The following is a 26,385-nucleotide window of genomic DNA, read 5'->3' on the forward strand; positions in this document are numbered from 1 at the left end:
CAACATAAGGTCGAGCGATGAACAACTATCCTGAAATTCAATTCCTGATCAACGGCAACTGGATACACTGCGCCGGCAAGCCCATACTCAATCCTGCCGACGAAAGCGTGATCGGCAGCGTGCCGATGGCGACGCCGCTGCATCTGGAACTGGCGCTGCAGGCCGCCGATGCGGGCTTTCATATCTGGAAGAACATGGCGCCCGCCAAGCGCGCAGAAATCATGCTGCGCGCCTGCGACCTGATGCGTGAACGCGTCGACGCCATCGCCGCCGCGATTACGCTGGAGCAGGGCAAGACGCTGGCGCAGGCGCGCGCCGAAGTGCTGCGCGGATGCGATCTGATCGCCTGGGACGCCAACGAGGGCCGCCGTCTGTATGGCCGCCTGATTCCCGCCGAACCGGAGATGCGGCATACCGTATTCCGCGAACCGGTCGGCGTGGTTGCCGCCTTCACACCGTGGAATTTTCCATTGAGTTCGCCGGCGCGCAAGGTCGGCGGCGCACTGGCCGCAGGTTGTTCCATCATCCTCAAGGCGGCGGAAGAAACGCCTGCCGGCGCCGTCATGCTGGCGCGCGCATTCACCGATGCGGGTTTGCCGCCGGGCGTACTCAATCTGGTGTTCGGCGATCCGGCGCAGATTTCAGAAACACTGATCTGCCATCCGCTGGTGCGGCTGGTGACTTTCACCGGCTCAACCGTGGTCGGCAAGCAACTGGCATCGATGGCGGCGCGCCACATGAAGCCGGTGATCATGGAACTCGGCGGACACGCACCGGTGATCGTGTGCGAAGACGCCAATCCCGAACTGGCGGCGACGGTTTCCTTGCAGGGCAAACTCAACAACGGCGGTCAGGTGTGCGTGGCGCCGACACGCTTCTTCGTCCATCGCGCGATTTATGATCGCTTCGTTGCGGCCTGTGCCGCCTTCGGCGAAAAGATCCGCGTCGGCGACGGCATGCGCGAGGACGTGCAGATCGGTCCGGTCACCAACGTGCGCCGGGTGCAGGCGCTGGACGCCATGGTCGACGATGCGCAACTGTACGGTGCACGCATCGTATGCGGCGGCAAGCGCCTGCCGGGCGCCGGCTATCACTTTCCCTTCACCGTCCTGGCCGACGTGCCGGTGACGGCGCTGGCGATGCGCGAAGAACCGTTCGGTCCGCTCTGCCTGATCAGTCCGGTCGACAACATCGATGAGGCCATCGATAAAGCCAACGCGCTGCCGTTCGGCCTGGCCGGCTACGCCTTCACCGAATCGGCGAACTATGCCTACAAGCTGTCGACTGAACTGGAAGTCGGCAATCTGGCCATCAATCATATGGTGTCCGCCGTATCGGAGACGCCGTTCGGCGGCGTCAAGGACAGCGGTTACGGACGCGAAGGCGGCACCGAAGGACTGGAGCATTACACCCACGTCAAATCGGTTTCGCACAAATTGCTGGGCTAAGTTAAGTCCTGCCCTTGCCTCGGAGGAAACGCCATGTAGCCGTTCGCGTTCATCACGTTAGTTCGTCAGTCCGGTTCGCCAGCCAATCTGCGCTGAGGACCTTGCAGTCCATCGTCGCCTGTTTCTGCTGCCCGCATGTCGTGGTATCGGCGGCAGACCACGCTTGTTGTCGTTTGCATTTGTCAATTGTCAATTCAAGGGGGGATTCAATGAGTGCAGTTCGGTATCTTGCTTTAGTGCCCGTAGCAGCCGTCATGCTCGGGCCGTTTTTCGCCAATCGCGTCACGCCGTTTTTATTCGGCCTGCCGTTTCTGCTGTCGTGGATGGCGCTGTCGCTGGCGATGACCTCGGTGGTGATGTACATCGTGTATCGCTTCGACCCGCGCAACACGCCCGCGTATGTCGAACCCGTTGAACTTGGCGAGCAAGGAGAGTGACATGAATATTTCCCTCATCCTTATTTTCGGCACGATGCTGCTGGCCTTGTGGCTCGGTATTCGCGCACAGCGCGGCAAGGACATGAGCCTGGAGCAATGGACGGTGGCCGGGCGCGGTTTCGGCGCCGGGCTGGTGTTCCTGCTGATGGCGGGCGAGATCTACACGACCTTCGTGTTTCTCGGCGGCAGCGGCTTTGCCTACGGCGTTGGCGGTCCGGCGTATTACATGCTGGGCTTCGGCAGTCTGAGTTTCGTGCTGTCCTACTGGTTGCTGCCGCCGATCTGGCGCTTCGCCAAGACGCACAGCCTGCTGTCACAGCCGGATTTCTTCGCCAAAAAATTCAACAGTCCCGCACTCGGCATCCTGGTGGCGCTGGTCGGCGTGGTCGCGCTGATGCCTTACCTGGTTCTGCAACTCAAGGGTCTGGGCATCATCGTCAGCGTGGCGTCGTACTCCGGCTTGAGTTCGACACAGGGCGTCTGGATCGGTGCGGTCGTGACAGTGATCTACGTGATGGTGTCCGGCGTGCACGGTTCGGCCTGGACCTCGGTGTTGAAAGACTTTCTGGTACTGGCGGTAGCGATCTTCCTCGGCCTGTATCTGCCTTGGCACTACTACGGCGGCATCACACCGATGTTTGAAGCAATCGAGCACGCCAAGCCTGGTTTCCTGGCACTGCCTGCTACCGGCAAGAGCGCCGTGTGGATGACGTCCACCGTGCTGCTGACGACGCTGGGTTTCTACATGTGGCCGCACATGTTCATGGCGTCGTTCACCGCCAAGAGCGAGCAGAACCTGCGCCGCAACGCCTACACCTTGCCGATCTACCAAATGATGCTGTTGTTCGTGTTCTTTGTGGGCTTTGCCGCGGTCTTGCAGATTCCTGGTCTGACCGGCCCTGACATCGATCTGGCGTTGTTCAAGATTTCGCTCGCGACATTTGATCCCTGGGTGGTCGGCATCATCGGTGCTGCCGGCGTGCTGACAGCGATCGTTCCCGGTTCGATGATTCTGATGGCGGTGTCTACGCTGCTGGCCAACAATGTTTATCGCGCCTGGCGCACATCGACAGGCAACGCCGAAGCCGACAATCAGCACATCGGACGCGTCGCCAAACTGGCGGCGCCGCTGGTGATGCTGGCCGGCCTGTGGTTCACCCTGCAAGGCGGACAAACCATCGTGTCGCTGCTGCTGATGGCTTACAGCCTGGTCACGCAACTGTTCCCGGCCTTGCTGGCGAGCCTGTTGCCGTCCAGACCGGTCAGCAAGGCCGGCGCCATCGTCGGCATTCTGGTGGGTGAAGCAACCGTTGCTGCGCTGTCGGTGACCAAGATGACGATCGCCGATCTGCTTCCCTTCATTCCGGATGCGTTGAAGGACACCAACGTCGGCGTTGTGGCGCTGGCGCTGAATGTGGTCGCCATGCTGCTGGTTTCCGCCATGACGCGCTCCAGCGCCAGACAAGGCAGCCGGTCATTGCAGGCTGATTCAGTGGCATAACCGCCGTGGCGGCGCGGCATGAGGGAGGATGATCGTGAGACGTCTTCTTGCATGCCGCGCCGCTTTTTCATGATTTCGATTTTCACTACCATGACCTCTATTGACGCTCCGGCTTTTTCCGACGGCCAGATGCTGCGCGCCATGATCGCCGCCAACCTGCCATTTCTGAGCAGCTTCCGGCGCGATCTGCATCGCCATCCTGAGCTGCGTTTTGAAGAACATCGTACCGCTGCAGCGATTGCTGCCGAACTGCAGAACGCCGGTTACACCGTGCGCCAGGGCATGGGCGGCACCGGTGTCGTCGCCACGCTGAAAGGCCGGCGAGACGGGCCCGGAATCCTCCTGCGGGCGGACATGGATGCCTTGCCGATCCGCGAGAAAAACGTCTTCGCACATAGCTCCTCCTGCGAAGGCCGCATGCACGCCTGCGGCCATGACGGCCATACGACGATGCTGCTGGGTGCAGCGTTGTTGATGAAAACCCTGGCGGCGCCGGAGCATGACGTGCATTTCGTGTTTCAGCCGGGCGAAGAGGGTGGCGCCGGTGCGCGCAAGATGATGGATGACGGCCTGTTCGACGAATTCCCGACGGCGGCGGTATTCGGCATGCACAACTGGCCGGATTTGCCGGCCGGCCAGTTCGGTTTGCGCGTGGGGCCGATCATGGCCGCCGGCCAGCGCTTCCGTATTACTGTCAACGGGCGCGGCGCGCATGCCGCGCAACCGCAGCTGGGCATCGATCCGATTCCGATCGCCTGCGCCATCGTGCAGCAGTTTCAGACGCTGATCGCGCGGCACAAGAGCGCCGTCGATCCCGCCGTGATCTCGGTGTGCATGTTCAACGCCGGCGAGACCGATAACGTCATCCCGGACAGCGCCGAGTTGCGCGGCACGGTACGTACCTTGTCGTCGTCCCTGTTGAAGAAATTGCAAGGCGACATGGCGCGCATCGCCGAAGGCATTGCATCCATGCATGGCGCCAAGGCGGTCCTGGATTTCTTTCAGTACTATCCGGCAACGGTGAATACCGTCGCCGAGACCGCATTCTGCCAGCGCGTGCTGGAGTCTTGCTTCGGCACGGAGCAAGTGCACGGCGAGGTGCCAGCCAACATGACTTCGGAGGATTTCGGCTTCATGCTGGAAGAACGTCCCGGCGCTTACATCCTGATCGGCAACGCCGCACCGGGCAACAACCACCGGCTGCACAACGCTCACTACGACTTCAACGATGACGTCATTGCCTATGGCGTGGAATACTGGATACGGCTGGCGCAAAGCTATGCGCCGGCGGGTTGAGCGATAGAGAAATGCAACTCTCAGCAGTCGTGAACAAGAGCTCTTGTTTCTTTCACCTGAACGAGTACGGAAAAGAAAACGGCGACACAATGTGTCGCCGTCTTTTTGCTTACCGAAAAAGTTACTTCGGAGCGATCAGATAGTTGATGCCGTCCACGGTTTTGACAAACTTGTAGCCGATTGCGTGAACGAAGTCGACGTAGTCCTGGAATGTTGTGTTGAACTCTTGCTGGAACTGTTCTTCGTATTCGAAGATGATCGGCATCTGATTGCGGCGGATAGTTTCCTTCGCGCCCAGCATGGCGAACAGATCGCAGCCTTGCACGTCCACTTTGACGAAGCTGACCGGAGTCTGAATGTTCAGCGAATCGATCGTAATGGTTTCCACGGCTCTGCCGGTTTGCGCATGCGGATCGATTCCGTACGATCCGTAGGTGGCGAAACGAACGAAATCCTGATCCGGGAAATAGACCGTCAGGCCGGCTTCCTGGTGCGCTGCGTTATTCACGGTCCGTACGTTTTGCAATCCGTTGACGCGTACATTTTCGGACAGAATATGGTGGACGTAATTGTCGGCTTCGACCGAGACGACCAATCCGTCCGGTCCCACCATTTTTGCAAACTGCAGAGACATCTGGCCGAAGTTCGCGCCGACATCAATGACGGTCGTGCCTGGAATGATATTTTCCATTGCACATTGAATGATGTTGATATCGAAAATCGCGCCGGAGCGGATGGTCTTGGAAATGACATCATCGTCGGGATAGACCGGTACGAACATCTTGCCGGCCGGATTGTCGACCAGTTCGAGCGCCGGTTTGTTTGGAAATGCGGCAATCCGCTCTTTGCGCGCCTGATATTCCTGCATGAAGTCTCTCAAGGACTCCGGTGCGATGGAGCGGATAGCGCGTTCGAAAAAGTCGACGTTATGTGGAAAGCTCAATGACGCCGACTGGAAGCAAGTCGCGGCGCGGGCAGTATCGCCCTTCAATTCGCTGACGCAGCCCAAAAAAAACAAGGCAACCGGATTGTGCGGCTGAATCCCCAGTATCTGCGTAGAGATTTGCTCGCACCATTCGTAATTCTTTCCTTCAAAGGCGCCTGGAAGTGCTTTTATTGCGTCATCAACGGTCATGGTCTGAGCCCCTGTAGGTGGTGATTTATCTAAGTAAATTCGCAGATCGTCATTATAACAATTCAAACATCAATAATTGACGAATAAGCTCCAAGTATAGCCGTGCTGTAGCGACATCGGGATGAAGTCGCCCGCTTTTGCTGACAATCCGGCTGCATCTGCAGTGAAAGCGGGTTTGTGATGGCATCATTGAGCATATTCCGCCGGCGCCATCGATGCAGGCGCCGGCATTTCTGCATGAATGAACAGGCCGCCGTCGCCCGCTGTACCTCGACCCTGACTGAAAATCTGTACTCCACGTGAGGGAGTGTTTGGACGTACTCTGTGAGCCATAGAGTCCTTGATATCGCTGAGAGAGCCCAAAATGATTGTCCGCCCGCAGCAAAACTGGTTTCGGATGCTTCTGGTCTGGGATGGTTCGGTCCTCCCCTCCATCTTGCCCCAGATGGCGTTGATGACGATCGTGTCGACGCTTGCTGTCGTCACGAAGGGGAGTGTGCTCGGCGAAAAGTTGCCGCTCAATATTGCCTCCTTCACGTTGCTGGGACTGGCGCTGGCGATCTTCCTCGCGTTCAGAAACAATGCCAGCTACGAACGTTTCTGGGAGGCGCGCAAGATGTGGGGGCAATTGCTCATCTCGGCGCGCACGCTGACATCGCAGGCGCAGCGCTACGGCAACCCCGGCGCCGGTGAGTTCGATCAGGTCTTGTTTGAAAATCGCCTGATCGCCTTTGTGTACGCATTGAAGCATCAGTTACGCCACAGCGCGTGGAATGACGACCTGGCGCGCCTGCTGTCCGGCGAGGATCTGGCAAAGTGCGCGCAGGTGCAGTATCGTCCCGTCATGCTGCTCGACCGGCTGCGCGACATGATTGCCGTCGCTCACCGCACCGGCCACCTGTGCAGCGAACAGCTTTGGATGCTGGACAATCAGCTCAACGAACTCAGCGTTATCCTTGGCGCTTGTGAGCGTATCGCCTCGACGCCAATCCCTTATCCCTACAGCGTGCTGCTGCACCGGACCGTGTACGTGTATTGCCTGTTGCTGCCGTTCGGCCTGGTTGATACGATCGGCATTGCGACGCCGGTTATTTCAGTGTTTGTCTCGTACACATTCCTGGCGCTGGAAGCCATCGCCAGCGAGATATCCGAACCCTTCGGCGTTGCGCCCAATTGCCTGGCGCTGGACGCCATCGCGACTGAGATTGAGCGCACGGTGCTGGAGCTGGGCGGCAGGAGCATGCCGCCTTCTGCCGCGGTGGGGAAGAACTTCCAGCTCAGTTAAACGTCTGCGGACGATGCGCCGCTCGAAAATTCGCAGCGCAATGTCCGATAAGCCTGCACCAGATCATCCAGGCTGAATCCCCGATTCAGGCCACTGGGATTGGGCAGGAGCCAGACCATCGCTCCGCCGAACGTTTCATTCTGTTTTCCCCAAATGATTTTTGAATTTCCTGAGATAGCCTGATACGCCGGCTTTCCCAGAAACGCCACGCACCTGGGACTGAGCCGCTCAATTTTTTCGCGTAGCGTCGTCGAAGCGAGAACAAACTCATCCCGGAGCAGTTCATCGGCTCGCGCTGTCGGACGTTCGACGACTGTCGTCAGGCCGCAGCGATACTCAAGTATCCTGTGGTCGTCAACCGGATCAATGAGTGTCGGCGTGAAGCCCGCGAGATGCATGGTCTTCCAGAAGCGATTGCTTCGTCCCATGAAATGATGACCGGTCGATGCTGCGAGCATTCCCGGATTGATACCGCAGAAAACGACGTCGAGTCCGGGAGCAAGCAGGTCAGGAAGGGCAGAGGAGACAGAGGGCTTCATCAATAGCGCTGTTGGAGAACTGGGCGGGACTATTGCCGCAACGTTTCAGATATGCGTCAATTATGGGCAATCCGGCGGGGAGGGGCAATTGTGGATATGCTTCTTCGCGGGCCATTCCATGCCGCATTTGGGCCACCAATGAACAGAGGCAGCGCAATCGGCTTTGTTCCGCCAGTTGCGCTGCCACTTCAGATTGTTTTCCGCTCGCCTTTTCCGTTATCAGCAAAATTTACATCAGAATGATGTCGTATTGCTCCTGCTGATAATCGGTCTGCACCTGCAAGGAAATCGGCTTTTTGATGAAGTCGCCGAGCATCGCGAGATGCTGGGATTCTTCTTCGAGGAACATGTCGACCACCACTTGCGCCGCCAGGATGCGGAATTCGCGCGGGTTGAATTGCTTGGCTTCGCGCAGGACTTCGCGCAGGATTTCATAGCAGACCGTGCGCGACGTCTTGACCTGGCCCTTGCCTTTGCAGGCGGGGCAGGTTTCGCAGAGGATGTGGGCCAGCGATTCACGCGTGCGTTTGCGCGTCATTTCCACCAGGCCCAGCGTCGAGAAATTGGATACCGAGATCTTGGTGCGGTCGCGTTGCAGGGCCTTGTTCAATTCACTGAGCACGGCAGCGCGGTGCTCCAGGTTTTCCATGTCGATGAAATCGAGAATGATGATGCCGCCCAGATTGCGCAGGCGCAGCTGGCGCGCGATGGCATGTGCGGCTTCCAGGTTGGTCTTGAAGATGGTGTCGTCGAAATTGCGGCCATTGACGAAGCTGCCGGTGTTGACGTCGATGGTAGTCATCGCTTCGGTCTGGTCGACGATCAGATATCCGCCGGACTTCAGGTCGACGCGGCGTCCCAGCGCGCGCTCGATTTCTTCTTCCACGCCGTACAGATCGAACAGCGGGCGTTCGCCGCGATAGTGCATCAGCTTGGGCAAGACCGAGGGCGTGTAGAGCGTGCCGAACTCCTGCAGCATCTGGAAGTTTTCGCGCGAATCGACCTGGATGCTGGAGGTGTCGTCGCTGACGAAGTCGCGCAGCACGCGCTGCGCCAGGCTCAGATCCTGGTACATCAGTGTTGCGGCGGGTTTGGTCTTGGTCTGGGCGATGATGCTGGCCCAGGTCTTGCGCAGGTATTCCACATCCATCTGCAGGTCGGCGTCGGAAGCGTCTTCGGCCATGGTGCGGATGATGAAGCCGCCTTTTTCTTCCGGCGGCAGGAGGCTTTGCACTTTGCTGCGCAGCAGTTCACGCTCGGCTTCGTTTTCGATGCGTTGCGAAATGCCGATGTGCTTGTCTTGCGGCAGATACACCAGCATGCGGCCGGCAATCGATATCTGCGTCGACAGGCGCGCACCCTTGGTGCCGATCGGGTCTTTGATGACCTGGACGGTAATGGTCTGGCCGTCGAACAGCAGTTTTTCAATCGGGATCTGCGGCACGTTCTGGCCATGCTGGCCGTCGTGCGGTTTGGCTTCCCAGATGTCGGCGACATGGAGGAAGGCTGCGCGTTCGAGGCCGATGTCGATAAAGGCCGACTGCATGCCGGGCAGGACGCGTACCACCTTGCCGAGATAGATGTTGCCGGCCAGGCCGCGCGAGAGCGTGCGCTCGATGTGCAGTTCTTGCACCGCGCCTTGCAGGATCAGCGCGACGCGCGTCTCCTGCGGCGTGATGTTGATCAGGATGTCTTCGTTCATGGTCTGGTGACCCTAAAATGTGAATTCTTGGAAATGCGGGCCGCGATCAGCGCGATCACAGCGTGGCCGGCGGCAGGATGCGCAGGCCGGCGTTTTGCAGCAACTGCGCCGTCTCGAACAGCGGCAGGCCCATGATGCCGGAGTGGCTGCCGGCGATGTCCTTGATGAAAATCGACGCAAGTCCCTGAATGCCGTAGCCCCCGGCCTTGTCGTAGGGTTCCTGGGTCGAGCAATAAGAGCGGATCATGTCGTCGGTCAGCGCTTCAAAGACGACGTCGGAGTATTGCGTGGTTTGCCACATCTGTTCCTGGAACGCGACGGCGATACTGGTGAGCACCTGATGCGTGCGGCCGGACAGGCGCGTGATCATCTCGACGGCTTCTTTCATGTCGGCGGGTTTGCCGAGGATCAGATCGTCGACGACGACGGTGGTGTCGGCGGCCAGGATGGGGCGCATCGGCAATTGCCGGTACAGCATGGTCTGGCGCGCGCTCATGAGCTTGTCGCGCGTGACGCGGGCGACATAGGCGGCAGGCTTTTCGCCGGGGAGGACTTGCTCGTCGACTTCCTTGTCGTTGAGCAGCAGTTCGAAATCGATGCCGATCTGGCGCAGCAGTTCGCGCCGGCGCGGGCTTTTGGAGGCGAGGTAGATTTTTTTGTCAGCAAGTTTCATGAAGCAACACTTCTCAGTATTTATCCGTACATGGGCGCTATTAATACTGCTATTGCTGGCGTCGATGTGCTTGCTTGTGTTCTTTTTTGGTCCTGGTCTGTTACGTCTTTCTTCTATCCTTACACGCGGTGATAAGGATGATTCTGCGTAATCGACCAGGCGCGGTATAACTGTTCCGCCAGCAGCACGCGCACCATGCCGTGCGGCAGCGTCAGGCTGGAAATGCGCACCAGCATGTCGGCATTGGCCTTGAGGCCGGGATCGAGTCCGTCGGCACCGCCGATCACGAAGGCGACGTCGCGGCCGTCCTGCTGCCATTGCGTCAGCAACTGCGACAACTGTACTGAAGTGATGTCCTTGCCGTGCTCATCCAGCGCGATGATGCGCGCGCCTTTCGGCAGGGCCGCTTCGATCTTGCTGCGTTCCTGCGACATCACGGTTTCTGCGGTCCTGCTGCCGGAGCGTTCTATCGGTTTGATTTCTTTCAACAGAACCCGGCACTCGGCCGGCATTCTCTTGGTGTATTCATTAAATCCCGACTCGATCCAGCCCGGCATTTTGTGGCCGACGGCGGTAATGATGAGCTGCATGGCTCACACAACCGGCGTCAGGCCTTGGCTTTTGGACGTGCCGGACGCTTGGCGGCCGCTGCCTTTTTCGATGCAACGGCGCTTTTCGGCGTGGCGACCTTGACGGTTTTGCCGACCGGTTTCGATGCCGGTGCTTTGCGCTTGGCAGCCGTGCCTGTGCCGGCACCAGCGGCGGCCTTGGTCTTGGCTGCGCTGAGCGTGGTCGATGCACGCGGTGCGCGTGTTGTCTTCGGCGCGGGTTTGGCTTCGGTCGTTGCCGCAGTGGCGCGCGGCTTGCGTGCCGGCTTTTTCGGCGCCTCGTCGTCGTCAATCGCCTGACTGGCTTCAACTGCCTCCGCTTGTGCGCGCGTGCGGCGCATCTTGGTCGGTGTTTCGCCTTCGGCAGCTTTTTTCGCGGCGGCGGTGGAGGTGACACGCTTGGCGGCGCCCATCTTTACTTCCTTGTCGCCCCAGATTTCTTCCAGGCGATAGTAGGCGCGGATGGCCGGTTGCATGATGTGGACGATCATGTCGCCCAGATCGACCAGCACCCATTCGCCGGTGTCTTCGCCTTCGACGCTGACGACCTGGCCGCCCTTGGCCTTGACCTTGTCGCGCACGGAAGCGGCCAATGCCTTGGTCTGACGGTTCGACGTACCGGAGGCAATCGCCACGCGGTCAAACAGACTGGTCAGGTGAGTGGTGTCATAGATCTTGATGTCCTGAGCTTTGACGTCTTCCAGCGCGTCCACGACGGCTGTTTGCAGTTTTTTGATATCCATTAGTTTTGATAGAGATGATGTTGTTCGATATAGTCTAGCACCCTCGCCGGGATCAGCGACTCCGGTCTTTCGCCGCGTTGCAGCAAGGAACGGATTTCGGTCGACGAAATGTCGACATCGAGACTGGATGCCAGATAGGCTTTGCCGTGCGAGGTGGTGCGTATTTCCTTTTCAGTGCCGGCACGGCGTGTGAATTCCTGCATGACAACATCCGGCACCTGTGCGGCGTCGATGCCGAAGCCCGGGCGCGAAGCCGCGCACAGGTGGGCATAGTCGAACAGCTGTTGCCAGCCTTGCCAGGTGTCCAGATGCTGCAATTGGTCTGCGCCCATCAGAAAAACGATGGAGACCTCGGGACCGAGCTCGGCCCGCAAGGCCTGCAAGGTATCGATGGTGTAAGTTGCCGTGGTGCGGCGGATTTCCTGTTGGTCAATCACCACAGGCACGTGTTCATGGCCGAACGCCAGCTCGACCATTTCTACGCGTTGCGCCGGCGTGGCTTGCAAGCCATGCTTCTGCCACGGGTTGCCCGCCGGAATGACGCGCAGTTCGTCCGGCTTCAGCAAGTCGACAAAATGATCGCCCAGCGCAACGTGACCGTTATGGACGGGATCGAAGCTGCCGCCCAGGATGGCGATGCAGCGTTTGGCCGCTGCCGGCAAAGCAGGAAGAGCGGCCGCCACTAGATCCATTCCTTGTGCGGGAGGAAGTCGGTATAGAGCTGCGCTTCGGGGCTGCCGTCTTCCGGTTGCCAGTTATAGCGCCATTTCACAAGTGGCGGCATCGACATCAGGATCGACTCGGTGCGTCCGCCCGATTGCAGGCCGAACAGCGTGCCACGGTCGAACACCAGGTTGAACTCGACGTAACGTCCGCGGCGATACGCCTGGAAATCACGTTCGCGCTCGCCGTAAGGCGTGTCCTTGCGCTGCTGCAGGATCGGCAGGTAGGCATCGAGGAAGCGATCGCCGACGCTGCGGATCAGCGCAAAACTGTCGTCGAACGGCAGCGCATTGAAATCGTCGAAGAAAATCCCGCCGACGCCGCGTGCTTCCTTGCGATGCTTCAGATAAAAATAGTCGTCGCACCATTTCTTGAAACGCGGATGCAGGTCGTCGCCGAACGGCGCCAGCGCATCGCGGCAGCTGCGGTGGAAATGGGTCGCGTCTTCGGCGAAGCCGTAGTAAGGCGTCAGATCCATGCCGCCGCCGAACCACCAGACCGGCTCCTGGCCTTCCGCCTTGGTGGTAAAAAAGCGCACATTCATGTGCACGGTTGGCGCATAAGGATTGCGCGGATGCAGCACCAGCGACACGCCCATGGCTTCCCATTCGCGGCCCGCGATTTCCGGACGGTTGGCGGCAGCCGAGGGCGGCAGGTTCTTGCCCATCACGTGCGAAAAACCGACGCCGCCACGCTCCAGCACATTGCCTTCTTCGATGATGCGCGAGGTCCCGCCGCCGCCTTCAGGACGTTCCCAGGAGTCGGTCAGAAAGGTCTTGCCGTCAACACTTTCCAACGCCGCGACGATGCGGTGCTGGAGGTCTTGCAGATAGGCTTTAACGGTAGAGGCAGCGTTAGCGGATGATGTCACGGGGTGTCGTCGGTAGGGGGCGTGGTGGCAGCCGTAAAAAGGCGCTCTGGTGCACGCAAGAAAAATTACCCCCGCGATTGTACCCTGACAGGGGCTTCAGCGGATAGCCCGGAGCCGTTTTGACGGCTCCGGAGCAGGCTTTGGAAGGGAATTATGAGCAGATTGTCGCGAAAAGCGCGCACATCAGGTGCACGCCGGCTGGATCAGGGCTGAGGTGCAGCCTTGTCGGCGGCAGCATTATCAGAACTGGCGGCACTCGAGGCAGTGGCGACGCTGACCTGATAGGTGGCAGGCGCCGGCCAGCCTGCCTCGGCGCAGGTCTGGGCGATGGCCTGGTTGGTGTCGTTGTAGACCTGGCCGAAGTTCGGCGTCGGAGCGTACAGGCGTACCGCCAGCAGCGTGCCCATGGCGTTGAACTCCTGAATCACCACGGCGATGGCAGGGGCGACAAGCACATTGGGAATGCGCGACACCTTGTCGGTCAGGCGTGCAATTGCTTGTGCCGGGTCAACGCCGTAGGCAATTTGGCAACGCAGATCGACACGGCGGGTCGGATGGACGTTGTAGTTGGTGATGATGTCGGAGAACAGTTTATTGTTGCCGATGATCACGCGCAGATTGTTGTCGGTCAGCATGGTGGTCGTTACCAGGCCGATATCGGTCACCGTACCGGTCTGGCCGGCGGCTGTGATGTAGTCGCCGACCTTGAACGGGCGCAGCACTACAAGGAAAATGCCGGCAGCGAAGTTCGACAGCAGGCCGGACCAGGCCACGCCCAGCGCCACGCCGACGGCGCCGATCATGGCGGCAAACGAAGTGGTCGGTACGCCACAGACCTCGAGGATGCCCATCACCAGCAGTACGCGCAAGAGCACGTGAATCGCCGAAATGGCGTAATTGATCAGTGTCGCGTCCACCTGGCGCGAAGTCAGCACGCGGCGCACGACTTTGGCGAAGGTGGCGATCAGCATGCCGCCGACGATCCAGATGACCAGCGCGGCGAGGACCTTGAGGCCGAACGGCACCAGATAGAGATTGATCAGCGTATCCAGATTCAGTAAATGTTGTTGCATGCATGTTCCTTTCTTGTATTCGTTGCGCGCAGAGGGGAGTGACGCCGTGTATATGCCGCCATTTATGACGTAGGCGGCGCCGTATTCATCGGGTTAGTTCTTCGGTGGCGCTTTTTGTTGCAAATGCGGTGAGATTTTATGCAAAAACGGCGAATACAAAGAAAAAACCTCGCAAAACATAAGATTTTGCGAGGTTTTCATCGATTCCGCGTTTTACGCAGAGATCAGCGCTTGATTGCGCGCCAGCCGATATCGCGGCGCAGTTGCGAACCTTCGAAGTGAATCAGGTCTGCTGCGGCATACGCCTGTTTCTGGGCGACCTTGACGCTGTCGCCCAGACCCACGACGCACAGCACGCGGCCGCCGGAAGTGGTCAGTTTGTCGCCGGTCAGCGTGGTGCCGGCGTGGAAAGTAACGCAGTCATCGGTTTCCGCCGGAATGTCGGTGATCAGGTCGCCCTTGCGCGGCGCGTCCGGATAGCCGGCAGCGGCCATCACCACACCCAGCGCGGTGCGGCGGTCCCATTCCAGCTCGATGGTGTCCAGCGTGCCGGCCACGGCGTGTTCCATCACGGCCAGCAGGTCGGTCTTCAGGCGCGCCATGATCGGCTGCGTTTCCGGATCGCCCATGCGGCAGTTGAATTCCAGCGTCTTCGGATTGCCTTTGTCGTCAATCATCAGGCCGGCATACAGGAAGCCGGAGAACGGGATGCCGTCCTTGGCCATGCCTTGTACGGTCGGCACGATGATTTCGCGCATCACGCGGGCGTGCAGCGCCGGCGTCACGATCGGGGCCGGAGAGTATGCGCCCATGCCGCCGGTGTTCGGGCCCTGGTCGTTGTCTTGCAGGCGCTTGTGGTCCTGGCTGGTGGCCAGCGGCAGGATGTTCTTGCCGTCGACCATGACGATGAAGCTGGCTTCTTCGCCGGCCAAAAATTCTTCGATCACTACGCGCGCGCCGGCGTCGCCGAGCTTGTTGTCCGACAGCATCATATCGACCGCGCCGTGTGCCTCTTCCAGCGTCAATGCAACCACCACGCCCTTGCCGGCGGCCAGGCCGTCGGCTTTGATCACGATAGGCGCACCCTTTTGATCGACGTAGTCATGCGCTGCCTTGACGTCGGAGAAGGTCTGGTATTCCGCCGTCGGGATCGCGTGGCGCTTCATGAAGGATTTGGAAAAATCCTTCGAGCTTTCCAGTTGCGCCGCTTCTTTGGTGGGGCCGAAGATCTTCAGGCCGCGTGCGCGGAACAGGTTGACGATGCCGGCGGCCAGCGGCACTTCCGGACCGACCACGGTCAGCGCGACGTGCTCTTTTTCGACGAAATCGGCAAGTTCGTTGAGATCGGTGATTGCAACGTTCTGCAGACGCTCATCGAGCGCGGTGCCGCCGTTGCCCGGTGCAACGTAGACCGTTTGGATACGTGGGGATTGGGCGATTTTCCAGGCCAGTGCGTGTTCACGACCGCCGGAGCCAACAACGAGGATTTTCATGGGATGGACTGATTAAGTTAAGTTGGCCGGCTTTATTCTTCGATGACGGCGTTGCTGTAAATCTCTTGCACGTCGTCGAGGTTTTCCAAAGCATCCAGCAGTTTTTGCATCTTGACGGCGTCGTCACCGGTAAAGACGGTTTCGGTCGCGGGCTTCATGATGATTTCGGCCATCTCGGCCTTGAAGCCGGCCTTTTCCATCGCAGCCTTGACCACGGCAAAATCGTGCGGCGGCGTCAACACTTCGATGCCGCCTTCTTCGTCGGTGATGACGTCATCGGCGCCGGCTTCGAGCGCGGCTTCCATGACGGCGTCTTCGCTCACGCCCGGAGCGTACATCAGCTGGCCGCAGTGCTTGAACATGAACGACACCGAGCCTTCCGTGCCCATGTTGCCGCCGAACTTGGAAAACGCGTGGCGGACTTCTGCCACGGTGCGGATGCGGTTGTCGGTCATGCAATCGACGATGATGGCCGCGCCGTTGATGCCATAGCCCTCGTAACGGACTTCTTCGTAGTTGACGCCGTCCAGGGTGCCGGTGCCGCGCTGGATGGCGCGCGTGACGTTGTCCTTCGGCATGTTGGCGTCGGCAGCCTTGTCGACCGCCAGACGCAGACGCGGGTTAGCGTCCGGTTCGCCGCCGCCCATGCGGGCTGCAACAGTGATTTCCTTGATCAGGCGCGTCCAGATCTTGCCGCGCTTTTCGTCCTGACGGCCCTTGCGATGCTGAATATTGGCCCATTTGCTGTGTCCAGCCATGATGAATCTTTCCTGCCTTGATGAAACGCGCTCCAACCGGATCGTCGCGAAGTCGGCTGAATTTTCAGCAGATATCGGAGATTGACGAAAGGCGTTCTAGTTATAATCGACCGGGAATTTTACCATATCGTCCGACCCCAAAGCCGACCTCCGGCCATCCTCTTTATTGGCGTTCTTATTACATTCCTATCATGATCAATCCACTTCTCGTCGCCCGCAATCAGACCCAGGAACTGGCTTTGCTGCCCAACCTGGTCAATCGCCACGGCTGCATCACCGGCGCCACCGGCACCGGCAAGACCGTGACCCTGCAAGTGGTGGCGCAGGCGCTCTCGGACATCGGCGTGCCGGTGTTCATGGCCGACGTCAAGGGCGACCTGTCCGGCCTGTCCAAAGCCGGTGTGCTGTCGGCCAAGGGCAAGGAGCGCCTGAGCTCGCTGGGCATGGACGAACCGGCCTGGGAAGCCTTGCCGGTGACCTTCTGGGACGTCTTCGGCGAAAAAGGCCATCCGGTGCGCGCGACCATCTCCGATATGGGGCCGCTGATGATTGCGCGCATGCTCAATCTGAACGACACGCAAGAGGGCGTGCTGCAACTCGTGTTCAAGATCGCCGACGACAACGGTCTGTTGCTGCTCGACACCAAGGACCTGCGCGCCATGCTGCAGCACGTCGGCGACAACGCCGCCACTTTCAAGACCGAATACGGCAACATTTCCGCCGCCAGCATCGGCGCCATCCAGCGCGGCCTGATCGGCATCGAGGAGCAGGGCGGCGACAAGTTCTTCGGCGAACCCATGCTCAACATCGAAGACTGGATGCAGACCGATGCCAAGGGCAAGGGCGTGATCAACATCCTCGCGGCCGACAAGCTGCTCAATGCGCCGCGCCTGTATTCGACCTTCCTGCTATGGATGCTGTCCGAGCTGTTCGAACACCTGCCGGAAGTCGGCGACCTCGACAAGCCCAAGCTGGTGTTCTTCTTCGACGAGGCCCATCTGCTGTTCGACGAAGCGCCGAAACCGCTGCTGCAAAAGATTGAGCAGGTGGTGCGCCTGATCCGCTCCAAGGGCGTCGGCGTATTCTTCGTCACGCAAAATCCGCTGGACATTCCCGACACCGTGCTGGGCCAGCTCGGCAATCGCGTGCAACATGCCTTGCGTGCCTACACGCCGCGCGACCAGAAGGCCGTGCAGGCGGCGGCAGAAACCTTCCGCGCCAATCCGCAACTGAACACCGCGACCGCCATCACCGAACTCGGCGTCGGCGAAGCGCTGGTGTCCTTCCTTGATGAAAAGGGCCGTCCTAACATAGTCGAACGCGCTTACATCATGATGCCGGGCTCGCAGATCGGCCCGATTACCGATGACGAACGCAAGGCCTTTATCGCTTCCTCCGTGGTCGCCGGCGTCTACGAAAAAGTTGTCGACCGTGAATCCGCCTACGAAAAACTCAAGGGCCGCGCCGCCCAGCAACCAGGCAATGCAACTGCTGGCGGTGCGCCTTCCAACACGACCGTAGCGGGCGAACCGGAATCTTCCGGCGGCGGGCTCGGCGATTTGCTGAAAGACGCTGCCGGCGGATTTTTCGGCAACAGCGCAGGTGGCAAGGGTGGAAGCAGCCGGCGCGAATCGCCCGTGGAAGCCATGGTCAAATCTGCAGCGCGCAGCATCGGCTCGCAGGTCGGCCGTGAAATCATTCGCGGCGTGCTCGGATCCCTGCTCAAGAAGCGTTGATCGATCAGTCCATGGCAGTTCCCGAGGACCATTCCTCACGCTCTGAAGTGCTGGGTCGTTTTCGCCCGCGTCTGACGCTGCACACGCTTACGCGCGGCGACGGCGTGTTCGGCTTGCGTCCGGGCGGACTGTTCGGGCCGCGTGGCGGCAACGTCACCGTGGCGCAGGTCGACTGGACTTATTCTGCGGGCGAGCATCTGCGCTGGGAAACTTCCGCGCAAACCAGCCTCATGGACCAGAGTGCCGCCGCCACGCAAACCTTGTTCGATGCGAAAGGGCGGCAGGTCGTCATGCGCCGCAACCTGCACGCTGAGGCCGATGCGCTCGAAGCGATTCAGGCGGCGGGATTGCTGCCGCTGCCTGCCGACGCCTTGCAATGGCGCGCTGACGACATGGCGACCTTGCACGATCCCTTATGGTCGCTCCTGCTGGAAAACAGCTTCGGCGATTTCTGGGCCGATCAGGTCCCGCAATTGCAGGAGCAGGGCTGGGCCATCGTCGTGCGTCCCGGCTTCGCGCATGAAAGCGTTCCGGTCGACGCCTGGCGGCTGATCGTCAGTCCCGAATCCGGCGCCGTAGTCGGCAAGGAAGTCGCCAGCCGGCTGCAGCAGGGACGCCACAAAGTCATCGGCGATTTCGGTGAAGTTGGTCCCGGCCGCGCAGCATGGTGGCTGTTGACGATGGGTATCGAAATCGAAGGCCAGTCCTTCGACCTGGCGCCGATGCTGGCCGACCTGTTGCGCCGCGATGCGCGCTGGACCGACGTGCAAAAGATCGCCGCCATCGACGATATCTCCGTCATCTCATTGCGCGCACCGGGCGGCAAGCGCGTCGATGCGCTGGCAGCGCCGCTCAAGGTGATCGTCTCGGCCATGCTCGATCTGCTGACCGATCCGCGCCGCAAGGAAGGCGCATTGCGTATTTCCGCATGGGACGCCGGCCGTCTGGAAGACATGTGCCTGCGCCTGGGCGACAGCGACGCCGCGCACAGCGGCGTGCTGACCATGGAAAGCGACGCCGGCCTGCGCGCGCTGGCGCAACGCCTGCGCGCCGCCGGCGAGCCGCCGCCGATTACCGCGCCGCAAGGACTCGGCGTCACGCTGCGGCCTTATCAACTGCATGGCGTCGCGTGGCTGCAATACCTGCGCGAACACAATCTGGCCGGCATCCTGGCCGACGACATGGGGCTGGGCAAGACGGCGCAGATGCTGGCGCACATCCTGATCGAACAGCAGTCGGGCCGGCTCGATTGTCCGGCGCTGGTGGTGCTGCCGACATCGCTGGTCTTCAACTGGCAAGCCGAAGCCAAGCGCATGGCGCCGGGGCTGCGCGTGCTGGCGCTGCAGGGGCCGGAGCGTGAAGAAGATTTCGCGCGCATGGCTGGTTACGACCTCGTGCTCACCACCTATCCGCTGGTGTGGCGCGACCTCGACATGCTGGCGCGGCAACAATTCCATCTGCTGATCCTCGACGAAGCGCAGACCGTCAAAAATGCGTCGGCACGTGCCGCCAGCGCGGTGCGCCGTCTGCGCGCGCGGCATCGCATCTGCATGACCGGCACACCGATGGAAAACCATCTCGGCGAGTTGTGGACGCAATTCAATTTCCTCATGCCGGGATTCCTCGGCGACGCCACCACATTTGCACGGCTGTGGCGCAAACCGATTGAAGAGAACGGCGAAACCCTGCGCGCGCAATTGCTGGCGCAGCGCGTGCGCCCCTTCATCCTGCGCCGCCGCAAGGAAAATGTCGCCACGGAATTGCCCGAAAAGACGGTTGCCGTCAAATTGCTTCGCCTGGCGGGCGCACAGCGCGATCTCTACGAAAGCGTACGGGTCGCCGCCGACAAGCAAGTGCGCCGCGCGCTGGAGCGCAAGGGCTTCACCGGATCGCACGTGACGATCATGGATGCCCTGCTCAAGCTGCGCCAGGTATGCTGCGATCCATGGCTGCTGAAAGGGGAAGGGGCAAGAAAAAGCGCACCCAAAAACATCGAACGCGCCAAGATAGAACTGCTGCGCGACATGCTGCCGTCGCTGGTGGCGGAAGGCCGTCGGGTGCTGGTGTTTTCGCAGTTCACCGAGATGCTGGAGCTGATCGAAACCGAACTCGACGCCTTGCAGCTCGACTGGCTGTCGCTGACCGGCAAGACGCCGCCGGCGCAACGCGGCGAGGTGGTGGCGAAGTTTCAGAGCAAGGGCGTGCCGATTCTGCTGATCAGCCTCAAGGCCGGCGGCATCGGCCTCAATCTGACGGCGGCCGACACCGTCATCCTCGTCGATCCATGGTGGAATCCGGCCGTGGAAGAACAGGCCATCGCCCGCGCGCATCGCATCGGCCAGGACCAGACCGTGCTGGTCTACAAGCTCATCATCGAAGGCAGCATCGAAGAGCGCATCATGGAGTTGCAAGAACGCAAATCGGTACTGACTGAAGGCGTGCTGGGCAGCGACGCGGAACTCGCGCCCAAATTCGACGCCGCCGAACTCAATGCGCTGATGGCGCCGCTGAGCGCATCGCTTCGGGCCATCTGAACCCGAAGGCGAGGGCACTTCGGCGCTCCGGGCCGGGAGCGTTTACAATCATGCGATGTCTTCCGCCACACTTTCCCCCAACATTTCCAAACGCCAGGCTTATCTCGGCGGTTTGCTGCTCGCCGTCGTCGGCGCCATTTTCTTCTCTGCCAAGGCGATCGTCGCCAAGCTGATGTACCGCTATCACGTCGATGCGGTCATGGTGATCAGCTTGCGCATGATGTTTTCTTTTCCGATGTTCGCCGTCGTGGCGGTCTGGCAGGCGCGTCATTCGCCGCCGCTGGCCGGACGCGATTATGCGAAGATCGTCTTTCTCGGCCTGATCGGCTACTACCTGTCGAGCTTCCTCGATTTCCTCGGCTTGCAATATATTTCGGCCGGGCTGGAGCGGCTGATTCTGTTCCTCACGCCGTCGTTCGTGCTGCTGATCTCCTTCACGTTTTACAAGCGCAAGGTCGGTCTGGTGGAGTGGGCCGCGCTGCTGGTGTCCTACCTCGGCACGGCGCTTGTGCTGCAACATGACATCAATACCGGCGGCAGCAACGTGGTGCTGGGCAGCGTGCTGGTGCTGGGCGCGGCGATTTCGTATGCGCTCTATCTGATCTTCTCGGGCGAGCTGGTGCGCCGGGTCGGCGCGATGCGCCTGGTGGCGTACGCCATGTGCGTGTCGTCGGTGGCGTGTATCGTGCAGTTCTTCATCTTGCGTCCGACGTCTGCGCTGGTGCAGCCGGTCGAGGTGTATCAGTTGTCTGCATTCAACGCCGTGTTTTGCACCGTGCTGCCGGTGTTCCTGACCATGATCGCCGTGGCGCGCATCGGTGCGCCGAGCGCTGCGCAGGCGGGGCTGGTCGGACCGGTGTCGACGCTGTTCCTCGGCGCTATGCTGCTGGACGAGCCGATTACGGCGATTCAGTTGGTGGGTACGGCGCTGGTGCTGTCCGGAATTTATTTGTTGTCGCGCAAAAAGACTTAAGCAAGTTTTCTTCAATCGCCATTCAGGAGACCGAAATGACAAAAGCAATCAGAATGTTCAAGACCGGCGGACCGGAAGTCATGGAATACGTCGACGTTGAAGTCGGCGATCCCGGCCCCGGCGAAGTCCGTATCCGCCACGCCGCCGTCGGCCTGAATTTTATCGATGTCTACTTCCGCATCGGCCTGTATCCGCAGCCGCTGCCGAGCGGTCTCGGCCAGGAAGGTGCGGGCACCATCGAGGCCGTCGGCGCCGGCGTGTCCGACTTCAAGGTCGGCGACCGTGTTGCTTATGCCGGCCGTCCCAATGGCGCCTACGCTGAAGCGCGCGTGATGCCTGCCGATATCCTGGTCAAGCTGCCGGATTCGATCAGCTTCGACACCGCTGCGGCCATGATGCTGCAAGGCATGACCGTGCAATACCTGCTGCGCCAGACTTATCCGCTCAAGGGCGGCGAGACCATCCTGCTGCACGCCGCTGCAGGCGGTATCGGTCTGATCGCCTGCCAATGGGCCAAGGCGCTGGGTGTGACCGTGATCGGCACCGTCAGCACCGACGAAAAGGCCGCGCTGGCGACCGCTGCAGGTTGCACGCACGTGATCAACTACAAGACCGAGAACTTCGTCGAACGCGTCAAAGAACTCACTGGCGGCAAAGGCGTGCCGGTGGTGTACGACTCGATCGGCAAGGATACCTTCCTCGGTTCGCTCGACTGCCTGTCGCCGCGTGGCATGATGGTCAGCTTCGGCAGCGCCTCCGGTCCGGTATCGCCGTTCGGCGTGAGCGAACTGGCGTCGCGCGGTTCGCTGTTCCTGACGCGTCCTTCGCTGGGCAATTATGTCGCCACGCGCGAGGCGCTCAACGCCACGGCCGGCGATCTGTTCGCCATGGTCGAAGCTAAAAAGGTCAACATCGACATCAACCAGCGCTATGCGCTGAAAGACGTCGGCCAGGCGCATGCTGATCTGGAAGGCCGCAAGACCACCGGTTCCACCATCCTGATTCCCTGAGGACCGGTCTTGACTAACTCCGATCCGGGCAAGAGCCCGATGAATCACCCCGACGAGCAGCCGTCAGGCACCGACGGCTCGCCCAAGTTCGGGCGTCTGCTGATCGTGCTGATCCTGGCGGTGCTGGTGATTGTGGCGATCACTTTCGGCAGCGAAGCGTTGTATTCCTGATCGTTCGTCAGGCGCCGGATGTAAAAAAATCCCGGTCTTGCTCAAGTGGCAAGACCGGGATTTTTGTTGCTGACGTCAGTTTCTTCGGATAAAGCTTAAACGGACATTACTGGACGGGTTTGGCGGGTGCCGCAGCCGGGAGAGCTATAGGCGGCGGTGCCTTGTCCAGCTTCAGCACCACGTGACGCGATACGCCGCTGGGACCAGGGAATTCCGAAAATGCGCTGCGCACCATATATGGCATCGCCATCGGCAAAGTCGCCTCGCGACCCTCGCTGTCAACCGTCACTTCGTACAACTTCTGATCTCCGGCTGCGCGCGCAATGGTCACATGCAGGCGCCGCTGAAATACGGGGAAGGCGGTGGTCTGCATCGGAGGACCCCAGAAAGGATCGTAGAACGGTCCCGGCCCCCACGGTCCGAACCCGCGTCCGCGCCAGCCCGGATAGCCGGGGCCGTACCAGAAGGGGTCATACATCGGCTGCGTCACGACAATCGTGCCGGACTGCATGCCGTAGGCAAAAGACACCTTCAGCGCAGCAGCATTGGCCGGGGAGGCGTCGATAAAGCCCAGACGCAGTAATTCAGCGCGAATCAGTTGCTCGTAGTTACGGTATTCGAGGCTGCCTTCCTGTTCCCTGGCGGGCGCGAAGACGAAGGATTTGTCCTTCAGGTCGGCCGGCCAGGCGTGGAAGGCCGTGACGTCGCTGGTGATAGTGGTGGCGCATCCTGTGAGCAGGGCGCTGCCGGCAAGGAAAAGGACTCCAAGCAAGCGTTTCATGGTGAGTCTCCGGTGGTTCTGGCAAGAGTATTGGGTGAGGTAAAACGGCCTCGGTGAAATCTGCAGGCTGGTATTCTCGCCGTTTTCTGCCGATTCATACGGTTGATTGGTAAAATCGTGTTTTGTTCCTATTGCACTCTGCACCTCTGCATCCATTTCACGGGATATCCTCCATGCGCACAGAAACGCCTCCGACGATTTACCGCAAAGATTACGCTGCTCCGGCCTATTTTGTCGACACTGTCGAAATGGGCTTCGATCTTGAGCCTGAACTGACCCGCGTTGCGACCCGCATCACCATGCAGCGCAATCCTGCCGCAGCCGGCAAGGATATCGAACTCTACGGCGAAGAACTGGAACTGATCCAGCTGCGCCTGAACGGCAAGACGTTGACCGCGCGCGACTATCGCGTGCAGGGCGGCATCCTGCGCATTCCCGGCGCACCGGCCAAGGTCACGCTGGACATCGAAACCACCACCAATCCGCAGCGCAATACTTCGCTGATGGGTTTGTATGTGTCCAACGGCAATTTTTTCACCCAGTGCGAGGCCGAAGGTTTCCGCAAGATTACTTACTTCCCCGATCGTCCCGACGTCATGGGCAAGTACACCGTCATGCTGCGCGCCGACAAGAAGAAGTACCCGGTGCTGCTGTCCAACGGCAACCTGATCGAAGAAGGCAATCTGCCGGACGGCCGTCATTACGCCAAATGGGAAGACCCGTTCAAGAAGCCGTCCTACCTGTTCGCACTGGTGGCCGGCAAGCTGGTCTGCCAGGAAGAAAACTACAAGCTGCAATCCGGCCGCGAAGTGCTGCTGCAAGTGTGGGTGGAAGAGGGCAACCTCGACAAGACCCAGCACGCCATGGATTCGCTCAAGAACAGCATCCGCTGGGATGAGGAGCGCTTCGGCCTGGAACTGGATCTGGACCGCTTCATGATCGTTGCCGTCGGCGACTTCAACATGGGCGCGATGGAAAACAAGGGCCTCAACATTTTCAACACCAAGTTCGTGCTGGCCAATCCACGCATCGCTACCGATGTCGATTACGCCAACATCGAAGCCGTCGTCGGCCATGAATATTTCCACAACTGGACCGGCAACCGCGTCACCTGCCGCGACTGGTTCCAGCTGTCGTTGAAGGAAGGCCTGACCGTGTTCCGCGACCAGGAATTTTCCGCCGACATGATCGGCAGCGACAGCGGCCGCGCGGTCAAGCGCATCGACGACGTGCGCGTGCTGCGCCAGGCGCAGTTCCCGGAGGATGCCGGCCCGATGGCGCATCCGGTGCGTCCCGACTCCTTCGTCGAGATCAACAATTTCTATACCGTCACCGTCTACGAAAAAGGCGCCGAAGTCGTCCGCATGTACCAGACCCTGCTCGGCCGTGACGGCTTCCGCAAGGGCATGGACCTGTACTTCAAGCGTCACGACGGCCAGGCAGTGACCTGCGACGATTTTCGCGCCGCCATGGCCGATGCCAACAAGCGCGACCTCAAGCAATTCGAGCGCTGGTACAGCCAGTCCGGCACGCCGCGCGTCGCCGCTTCGGTGCGTTATGACGCCAAGGCCAGGACGCTGGAACTGACGCTGGAACAATCCTGCCCGTCCACGCCAGGACAAAAGAAAAAGCTGCCGTTCCACATTCCCGTCGCCGTCGGCCTGCTCGACAGCAAGGGCAAGGATATGGCATTGAGTTTGTCCGGCGACAAGGCGGCCAAGTCAGCGCAGACCACGCGCGTGCTGGAGCTGACGCAAGCCAGACAGACCTTCAAATTCACCGGCGTCGACGAGAAACCGGTGCCGTCGATCCTGCGCGGTTTCTCCGCGCCGGTGGTGCTGGAATACGAATACAGCGACGCCGAGCTGGCCTTCCTGATGGCGCATGACAGCGATGCCTTCAATCGCTGGGAAGCCGGCCAGCGTCTGGCGACACGCCGTCTGCTCAACCTGACCATCGCCGTGCAGGCTGCGCGCCAGTCCGGTCACGTGGTGTCGGTCGAATCCGTGCTTGGCAATCTGCAGCAGGACGACGCACTGACCAATGCGCTGCGCGCCACGCTCAACGACAACTCGCTCGACCCGGCTTTCCGCGAACTGGTGCTGACCCTGCCGTCGGAAACCATGATCGCCGAGCAGATGGAAGTCATCGATCCGCAAGCCATCCACGCCGCGCGCCAGTTCCTGCGCCGCACGCTGGCCAAAGACTTGCGCGCCGATCTGCTGGCGGCTTACAAAGCGAACCAGAACAAGGGCGCTTACAGCCCCGACGCGACCGCTTCCGGCAAGCGCGCATTGAAGAATGTCGTACTGTCCTATCTGGCCGAACTCGACGACGAGCAAGCGCACACGCTGGCGCAACAGCAATGCGACGACGCCAACAACATGACCGACCGCCTGGCTGCACTGGCGGCACTGACCAACAGCCGCGCCGAAGGCAAGGGTAAAGCGCTGGAAGCCTTCTACACCGAGTTCGAGCAAGAGGCGCTGGTTATCGACAAGTGGTTCACGCTGCAAGCCACCGCGCGCACTGCGGATGTCGAAATGGTCCGCGCGCTGGCGCAGCATCCGGCCTTTACGTTGAAAAATCCGAACCGCGCACGCAGCCTGATTTTCAGTTTCTGCAACGGCAATCCATCGGCATTCCACGCGCTCGACGGCAGCGGCTACACCTTCTGGGCGGAGCAAGTCATCGCGCTCAACGGCAGCAACCCGCAAGTCGCGGCCCGTCTGGCGCGCAGCATGGACCGCTGGCGCAAGTATTCGCCGGCGCTGCAGGAAAGAATGCGCGCCGCGCTGCGTCAGGTGGCCGATACGCCGAACCTGTCGCGCGATGTCGCCGAAGTGATCACCAAGTCGCTGTCCAATTGAAACCGCGCAGCGAACGCACCACAGA

General features: G+C 60.4%; 23 protein-coding genes. 11 read left to right on the forward strand and 12 right to left on the reverse strand.

Annotated features, from left to right (window positions below; all coding sequences use genetic code 11):
- Positions 1-17: 17 nt before the first annotated feature.
- The 4 genes from AC1RN6_RS22720 (at position 18) to AC1RN6_RS22735 (ending at position 4,682) form a co-directional block, all read left to right on the forward strand.
- On the forward strand, positions 18-1,448 hold the full coding sequence (locus AC1RN6_RS22720) for an NAD-dependent succinate-semialdehyde dehydrogenase (RefSeq protein WP_493007736.1): 1,431 nt from the start codon (positions 18-20) through the stop codon (positions 1,446-1,448).
- A gap of 209 nt (positions 1,449-1,657) precedes the next feature.
- Positions 1,658-1,885: a DUF3311 domain-containing protein gene (locus AC1RN6_RS22725; RefSeq protein WP_493007737.1), complete on the forward strand. Its 228-nt coding sequence runs from the start codon at positions 1,658-1,660 to the stop codon at positions 1,883-1,885.
- Between the two features lies 1 nt (position 1,886).
- Positions 1,887-3,386: a sodium:solute symporter family protein gene (locus AC1RN6_RS22730; RefSeq protein WP_493007738.1), complete on the forward strand. Its 1,500-nt coding sequence runs from the start codon at positions 1,887-1,889 to the stop codon at positions 3,384-3,386.
- 90 nt (positions 3,387-3,476) lie between these two features.
- On the forward strand, positions 3,477-4,682 hold the full coding sequence (locus AC1RN6_RS22735) for a M20 aminoacylase family protein (protein ID WP_493007739.1): 1,206 nt from the start codon (positions 3,477-3,479) through the stop codon (positions 4,680-4,682).
- Positions 4,683-4,803: 121 nt separating this feature from the next.
- Here the strand turns inward: AC1RN6_RS22735 and AC1RN6_RS22740 are convergent, their stop codons facing one another.
- Entirely contained in the window at positions 4,804-5,817 is a 1,014-nt protein-coding gene (locus tag AC1RN6_RS22740; protein WP_493007740.1) for an FkbM family methyltransferase, read from the reverse strand.
- A 364-nt stretch (positions 5,818-6,181) separates the two neighbouring features.
- Between AC1RN6_RS22740 and AC1RN6_RS22745 the strand changes: the two genes are divergently transcribed.
- Positions 6,182-7,102, forward strand: coding sequence for a bestrophin family protein (locus tag AC1RN6_RS22745; protein WP_493007741.1), 921 nt, complete (start codon positions 6,182-6,184; stop codon positions 7,100-7,102).
- On the opposite strand, the gene mug is transcribed toward AC1RN6_RS22745, so the two are convergent.
- From mug to AC1RN6_RS22795, 10 genes are all read right to left on the reverse strand, one after another.
- Entirely contained in the window at positions 7,099-7,641 is a 543-nt protein-coding gene (gene mug, locus AC1RN6_RS22750) for a G/U mismatch-specific DNA glycosylase (protein WP_493007742.1), read from the reverse strand. The two genes, AC1RN6_RS22745 and mug, sit on opposite strands and share 4 nt — an antisense overlap.
- A 229-nt stretch (positions 7,642-7,870) precedes the next feature.
- Complete coding sequence (gene rng / locus AC1RN6_RS22755; RefSeq protein ID WP_493007744.1) at positions 7,871-9,343, reverse strand: ribonuclease G; 1,473 nt, start codon at positions 9,341-9,343, stop codon at positions 7,871-7,873.
- A gap of 55 nt (positions 9,344-9,398) precedes the next feature.
- A complete protein-coding gene (locus AC1RN6_RS22760) occupies positions 9,399-10,016 on the reverse strand; it encodes a Maf family protein (protein ID WP_493007745.1) in 618 nt (205 codons plus the stop codon).
- 119 nt (positions 10,017-10,135) lie between these two features.
- The gene (rlmH, locus tag AC1RN6_RS22765) at positions 10,136-10,606 is read right to left on the reverse strand and encodes a 23S rRNA (pseudouridine(1915)-N(3))-methyltransferase RlmH (protein WP_094565085.1); all 471 of its coding nucleotides are present in this window, start codon (positions 10,604-10,606) and stop codon (positions 10,136-10,138) included.
- A gap of 17 nt (positions 10,607-10,623) precedes the next feature.
- A complete protein-coding gene (gene rsfS, locus AC1RN6_RS22770) occupies positions 10,624-11,367 on the reverse strand; it encodes a ribosome silencing factor (protein ID WP_493007746.1) in 744 nt (247 codons plus the stop codon).
- Positions 11,367-12,059 carry a nicotinate-nucleotide adenylyltransferase gene (locus AC1RN6_RS22775; RefSeq protein WP_493007747.1) on the reverse strand — a complete coding sequence of 231 codons (693 nt, stop codon included), beginning with the start codon at positions 12,057-12,059 and terminating at the stop codon, positions 11,367-11,369. Before AC1RN6_RS22775 ends, rsfS begins: the two co-directional genes overlap by 1 nt.
- Positions 12,050-12,961, reverse strand: coding sequence for an oxygen-dependent coproporphyrinogen oxidase (hemF, locus tag AC1RN6_RS22780; RefSeq protein ID WP_493007748.1), 912 nt, complete (start codon positions 12,959-12,961; stop codon positions 12,050-12,052). Before hemF ends, AC1RN6_RS22775 begins: the two co-directional genes overlap by 10 nt.
- Positions 12,962-13,164: 203 nt before the next feature.
- The gene (locus AC1RN6_RS22785; protein WP_493007749.1) at positions 13,165-14,034 is read right to left on the reverse strand and encodes a mechanosensitive ion channel family protein; all 870 of its coding nucleotides are present in this window, start codon (positions 14,032-14,034) and stop codon (positions 13,165-13,167) included.
- Between the two features lie 224 nt (positions 14,035-14,258).
- Positions 14,259-15,527: a phosphoribosylamine--glycine ligase gene (gene purD / locus AC1RN6_RS22790; RefSeq protein ID WP_493007750.1), complete on the reverse strand. Its 1,269-nt coding sequence runs from the start codon at positions 15,525-15,527 to the stop codon at positions 14,259-14,261.
- 32 nt (positions 15,528-15,559) lie between these two features.
- On the reverse strand, positions 15,560-16,285 hold the full coding sequence (locus tag AC1RN6_RS22795; protein ID WP_007876866.1) for a YebC/PmpR family DNA-binding transcriptional regulator: 726 nt from the start codon (positions 16,283-16,285) through the stop codon (positions 15,560-15,562).
- Between the two features lie 191 nt (positions 16,286-16,476).
- Between AC1RN6_RS22795 and AC1RN6_RS22800 the strand changes: the two genes are divergently transcribed.
- From AC1RN6_RS22800 to AC1RN6_RS22820, 5 genes are read left to right on the forward strand one after another with little or no spacing between them, the layout of a single operon-like run.
- Entirely contained in the window at positions 16,477-18,021 is a 1,545-nt protein-coding gene (locus AC1RN6_RS22800; protein ID WP_493007751.1) for a helicase HerA-like C-terminal domain-containing protein, read from the forward strand.
- A gap of 11 nt (positions 18,022-18,032) precedes the next feature.
- Positions 18,033-20,555, forward strand: coding sequence for a DEAD/DEAH box helicase (locus AC1RN6_RS22805; protein WP_493007752.1), 2,523 nt, complete (start codon positions 18,033-18,035; stop codon positions 20,553-20,555).
- 55 nt (positions 20,556-20,610) lie between these two features.
- The gene (locus AC1RN6_RS22810; protein WP_493007753.1) at positions 20,611-21,528 is read left to right on the forward strand and encodes a DMT family transporter; all 918 of its coding nucleotides are present in this window, start codon (positions 20,611-20,613) and stop codon (positions 21,526-21,528) included.
- Positions 21,529-21,563: 35 nt separating this feature from the next.
- Positions 21,564-22,538: a quinone oxidoreductase family protein gene (locus AC1RN6_RS22815; protein WP_493007754.1), complete on the forward strand. Its 975-nt coding sequence runs from the start codon at positions 21,564-21,566 to the stop codon at positions 22,536-22,538.
- A 9-nt stretch (positions 22,539-22,547) separates the two neighbouring features.
- Complete coding sequence (locus tag AC1RN6_RS22820) at positions 22,548-22,709, forward strand: hypothetical protein (RefSeq protein WP_493007841.1); 162 nt, start codon at positions 22,548-22,550, stop codon at positions 22,707-22,709.
- Between the two features lie 106 nt (positions 22,710-22,815).
- Here AC1RN6_RS22820 and AC1RN6_RS22825 read toward each other — a convergent pair whose 3' ends face one another.
- The gene (locus AC1RN6_RS22825) at positions 22,816-23,490 is read right to left on the reverse strand and encodes a DUF4136 domain-containing protein (RefSeq protein WP_493007755.1); all 675 of its coding nucleotides are present in this window, start codon (positions 23,488-23,490) and stop codon (positions 22,816-22,818) included.
- A 173-nt stretch (positions 23,491-23,663) separates the two neighbouring features.
- On the opposite strand from AC1RN6_RS22825, the gene pepN reads away from it, so the two are divergent.
- Positions 23,664-26,360 carry an aminopeptidase N gene (gene pepN, locus AC1RN6_RS22830; protein WP_493007757.1) on the forward strand — a complete coding sequence of 899 codons (2,697 nt, stop codon included), beginning with the start codon at positions 23,664-23,666 and terminating at the stop codon, positions 26,358-26,360.
- The last annotated feature ends 25 nt before the right edge of the window (positions 26,361-26,385 follow it).

It is taken from the genome of Herbaspirillum sp. GW822-FHT03A08, from assembly GCF_058801885.1.

Excerpts from the sequence above, each read along its gene's own strand:
- AC1RN6_RS22720 (WP_493007736.1), top strand. The coding sequence starts at position 18 with ATGAACAACTATCCTGAAATTCAATTCCTGATCAACGGCAACTGGATA.
- AC1RN6_RS22725 (WP_493007737.1), top strand. The coding sequence starts at position 1,658 with ATGAGTGCAGTTCGGTATCTTGCTTTAGTGCCCGTAGCAGCCGTCATG.
- AC1RN6_RS22730 (WP_493007738.1), top strand. The coding sequence starts at position 1,887 with ATGAATATTTCCCTCATCCTTATTTTCGGCACGATGCTGCTGGCCTTG.
- AC1RN6_RS22735 (WP_493007739.1), top strand. The coding sequence starts at position 3,477 with ATGACCTCTATTGACGCTCCGGCTTTTTCCGACGGCCAGATGCTGCGC.
- AC1RN6_RS22740 (WP_493007740.1), bottom strand. The coding sequence starts at position 5,817 with ATGACCGTTGATGACGCAATAAAAGCACTTCCAGGCGCCTTTGAAGGA.
- AC1RN6_RS22745 (WP_493007741.1), top strand. The coding sequence starts at position 6,182 with ATGATTGTCCGCCCGCAGCAAAACTGGTTTCGGATGCTTCTGGTCTGG.
- mug (WP_493007742.1), bottom strand. The coding sequence starts at position 7,641 with ATGAAGCCCTCTGTCTCCTCTGCCCTTCCTGACCTGCTTGCTCCCGGA.
- rng (WP_493007744.1), bottom strand. The coding sequence starts at position 9,343 with ATGAACGAAGACATCCTGATCAACATCACGCCGCAGGAGACGCGCGTC.
- AC1RN6_RS22760 (WP_493007745.1), bottom strand. The coding sequence starts at position 10,016 with ATGAAACTTGCTGACAAAAAAATCTACCTCGCCTCCAAAAGCCCGCGC.
- rlmH (WP_094565085.1), bottom strand. The coding sequence starts at position 10,606 with ATGCAGCTCATCATTACCGCCGTCGGCCACAAAATGCCGGGCTGGATC.
- rsfS (WP_493007746.1), bottom strand. The coding sequence starts at position 11,367 with ATGGATATCAAAAAACTGCAAACAGCCGTCGTGGACGCGCTGGAAGAC.
- AC1RN6_RS22775 (WP_493007747.1), bottom strand. The coding sequence starts at position 12,059 with ATGGATCTAGTGGCGGCCGCTCTTCCTGCTTTGCCGGCAGCGGCCAAA.
- AC1RN6_RS22785 (WP_493007749.1), bottom strand. The coding sequence starts at position 14,034 with ATGCAACAACATTTACTGAATCTGGATACGCTGATCAATCTCTATCTG.
- purD (WP_493007750.1), bottom strand. The coding sequence starts at position 15,527 with ATGAAAATCCTCGTTGTTGGCTCCGGCGGTCGTGAACACGCACTGGCC.
- AC1RN6_RS22795 (WP_007876866.1), bottom strand. The coding sequence starts at position 16,285 with ATGGCTGGACACAGCAAATGGGCCAATATTCAGCATCGCAAGGGCCGT.
- AC1RN6_RS22800 (WP_493007751.1), top strand. The coding sequence starts at position 16,477 with ATGATCAATCCACTTCTCGTCGCCCGCAATCAGACCCAGGAACTGGCT.
- AC1RN6_RS22805 (WP_493007752.1), top strand. The coding sequence starts at position 18,033 with ATGGCAGTTCCCGAGGACCATTCCTCACGCTCTGAAGTGCTGGGTCGT.
- AC1RN6_RS22810 (WP_493007753.1), top strand. The coding sequence starts at position 20,611 with ATGTCTTCCGCCACACTTTCCCCCAACATTTCCAAACGCCAGGCTTAT.
- AC1RN6_RS22815 (WP_493007754.1), top strand. The coding sequence starts at position 21,564 with ATGACAAAAGCAATCAGAATGTTCAAGACCGGCGGACCGGAAGTCATG.
- AC1RN6_RS22825 (WP_493007755.1), bottom strand. The coding sequence starts at position 23,490 with ATGAAACGCTTGCTTGGAGTCCTTTTCCTTGCCGGCAGCGCCCTGCTC.
- pepN (WP_493007757.1), top strand. The coding sequence starts at position 23,664 with ATGCGCACAGAAACGCCTCCGACGATTTACCGCAAAGATTACGCTGCT.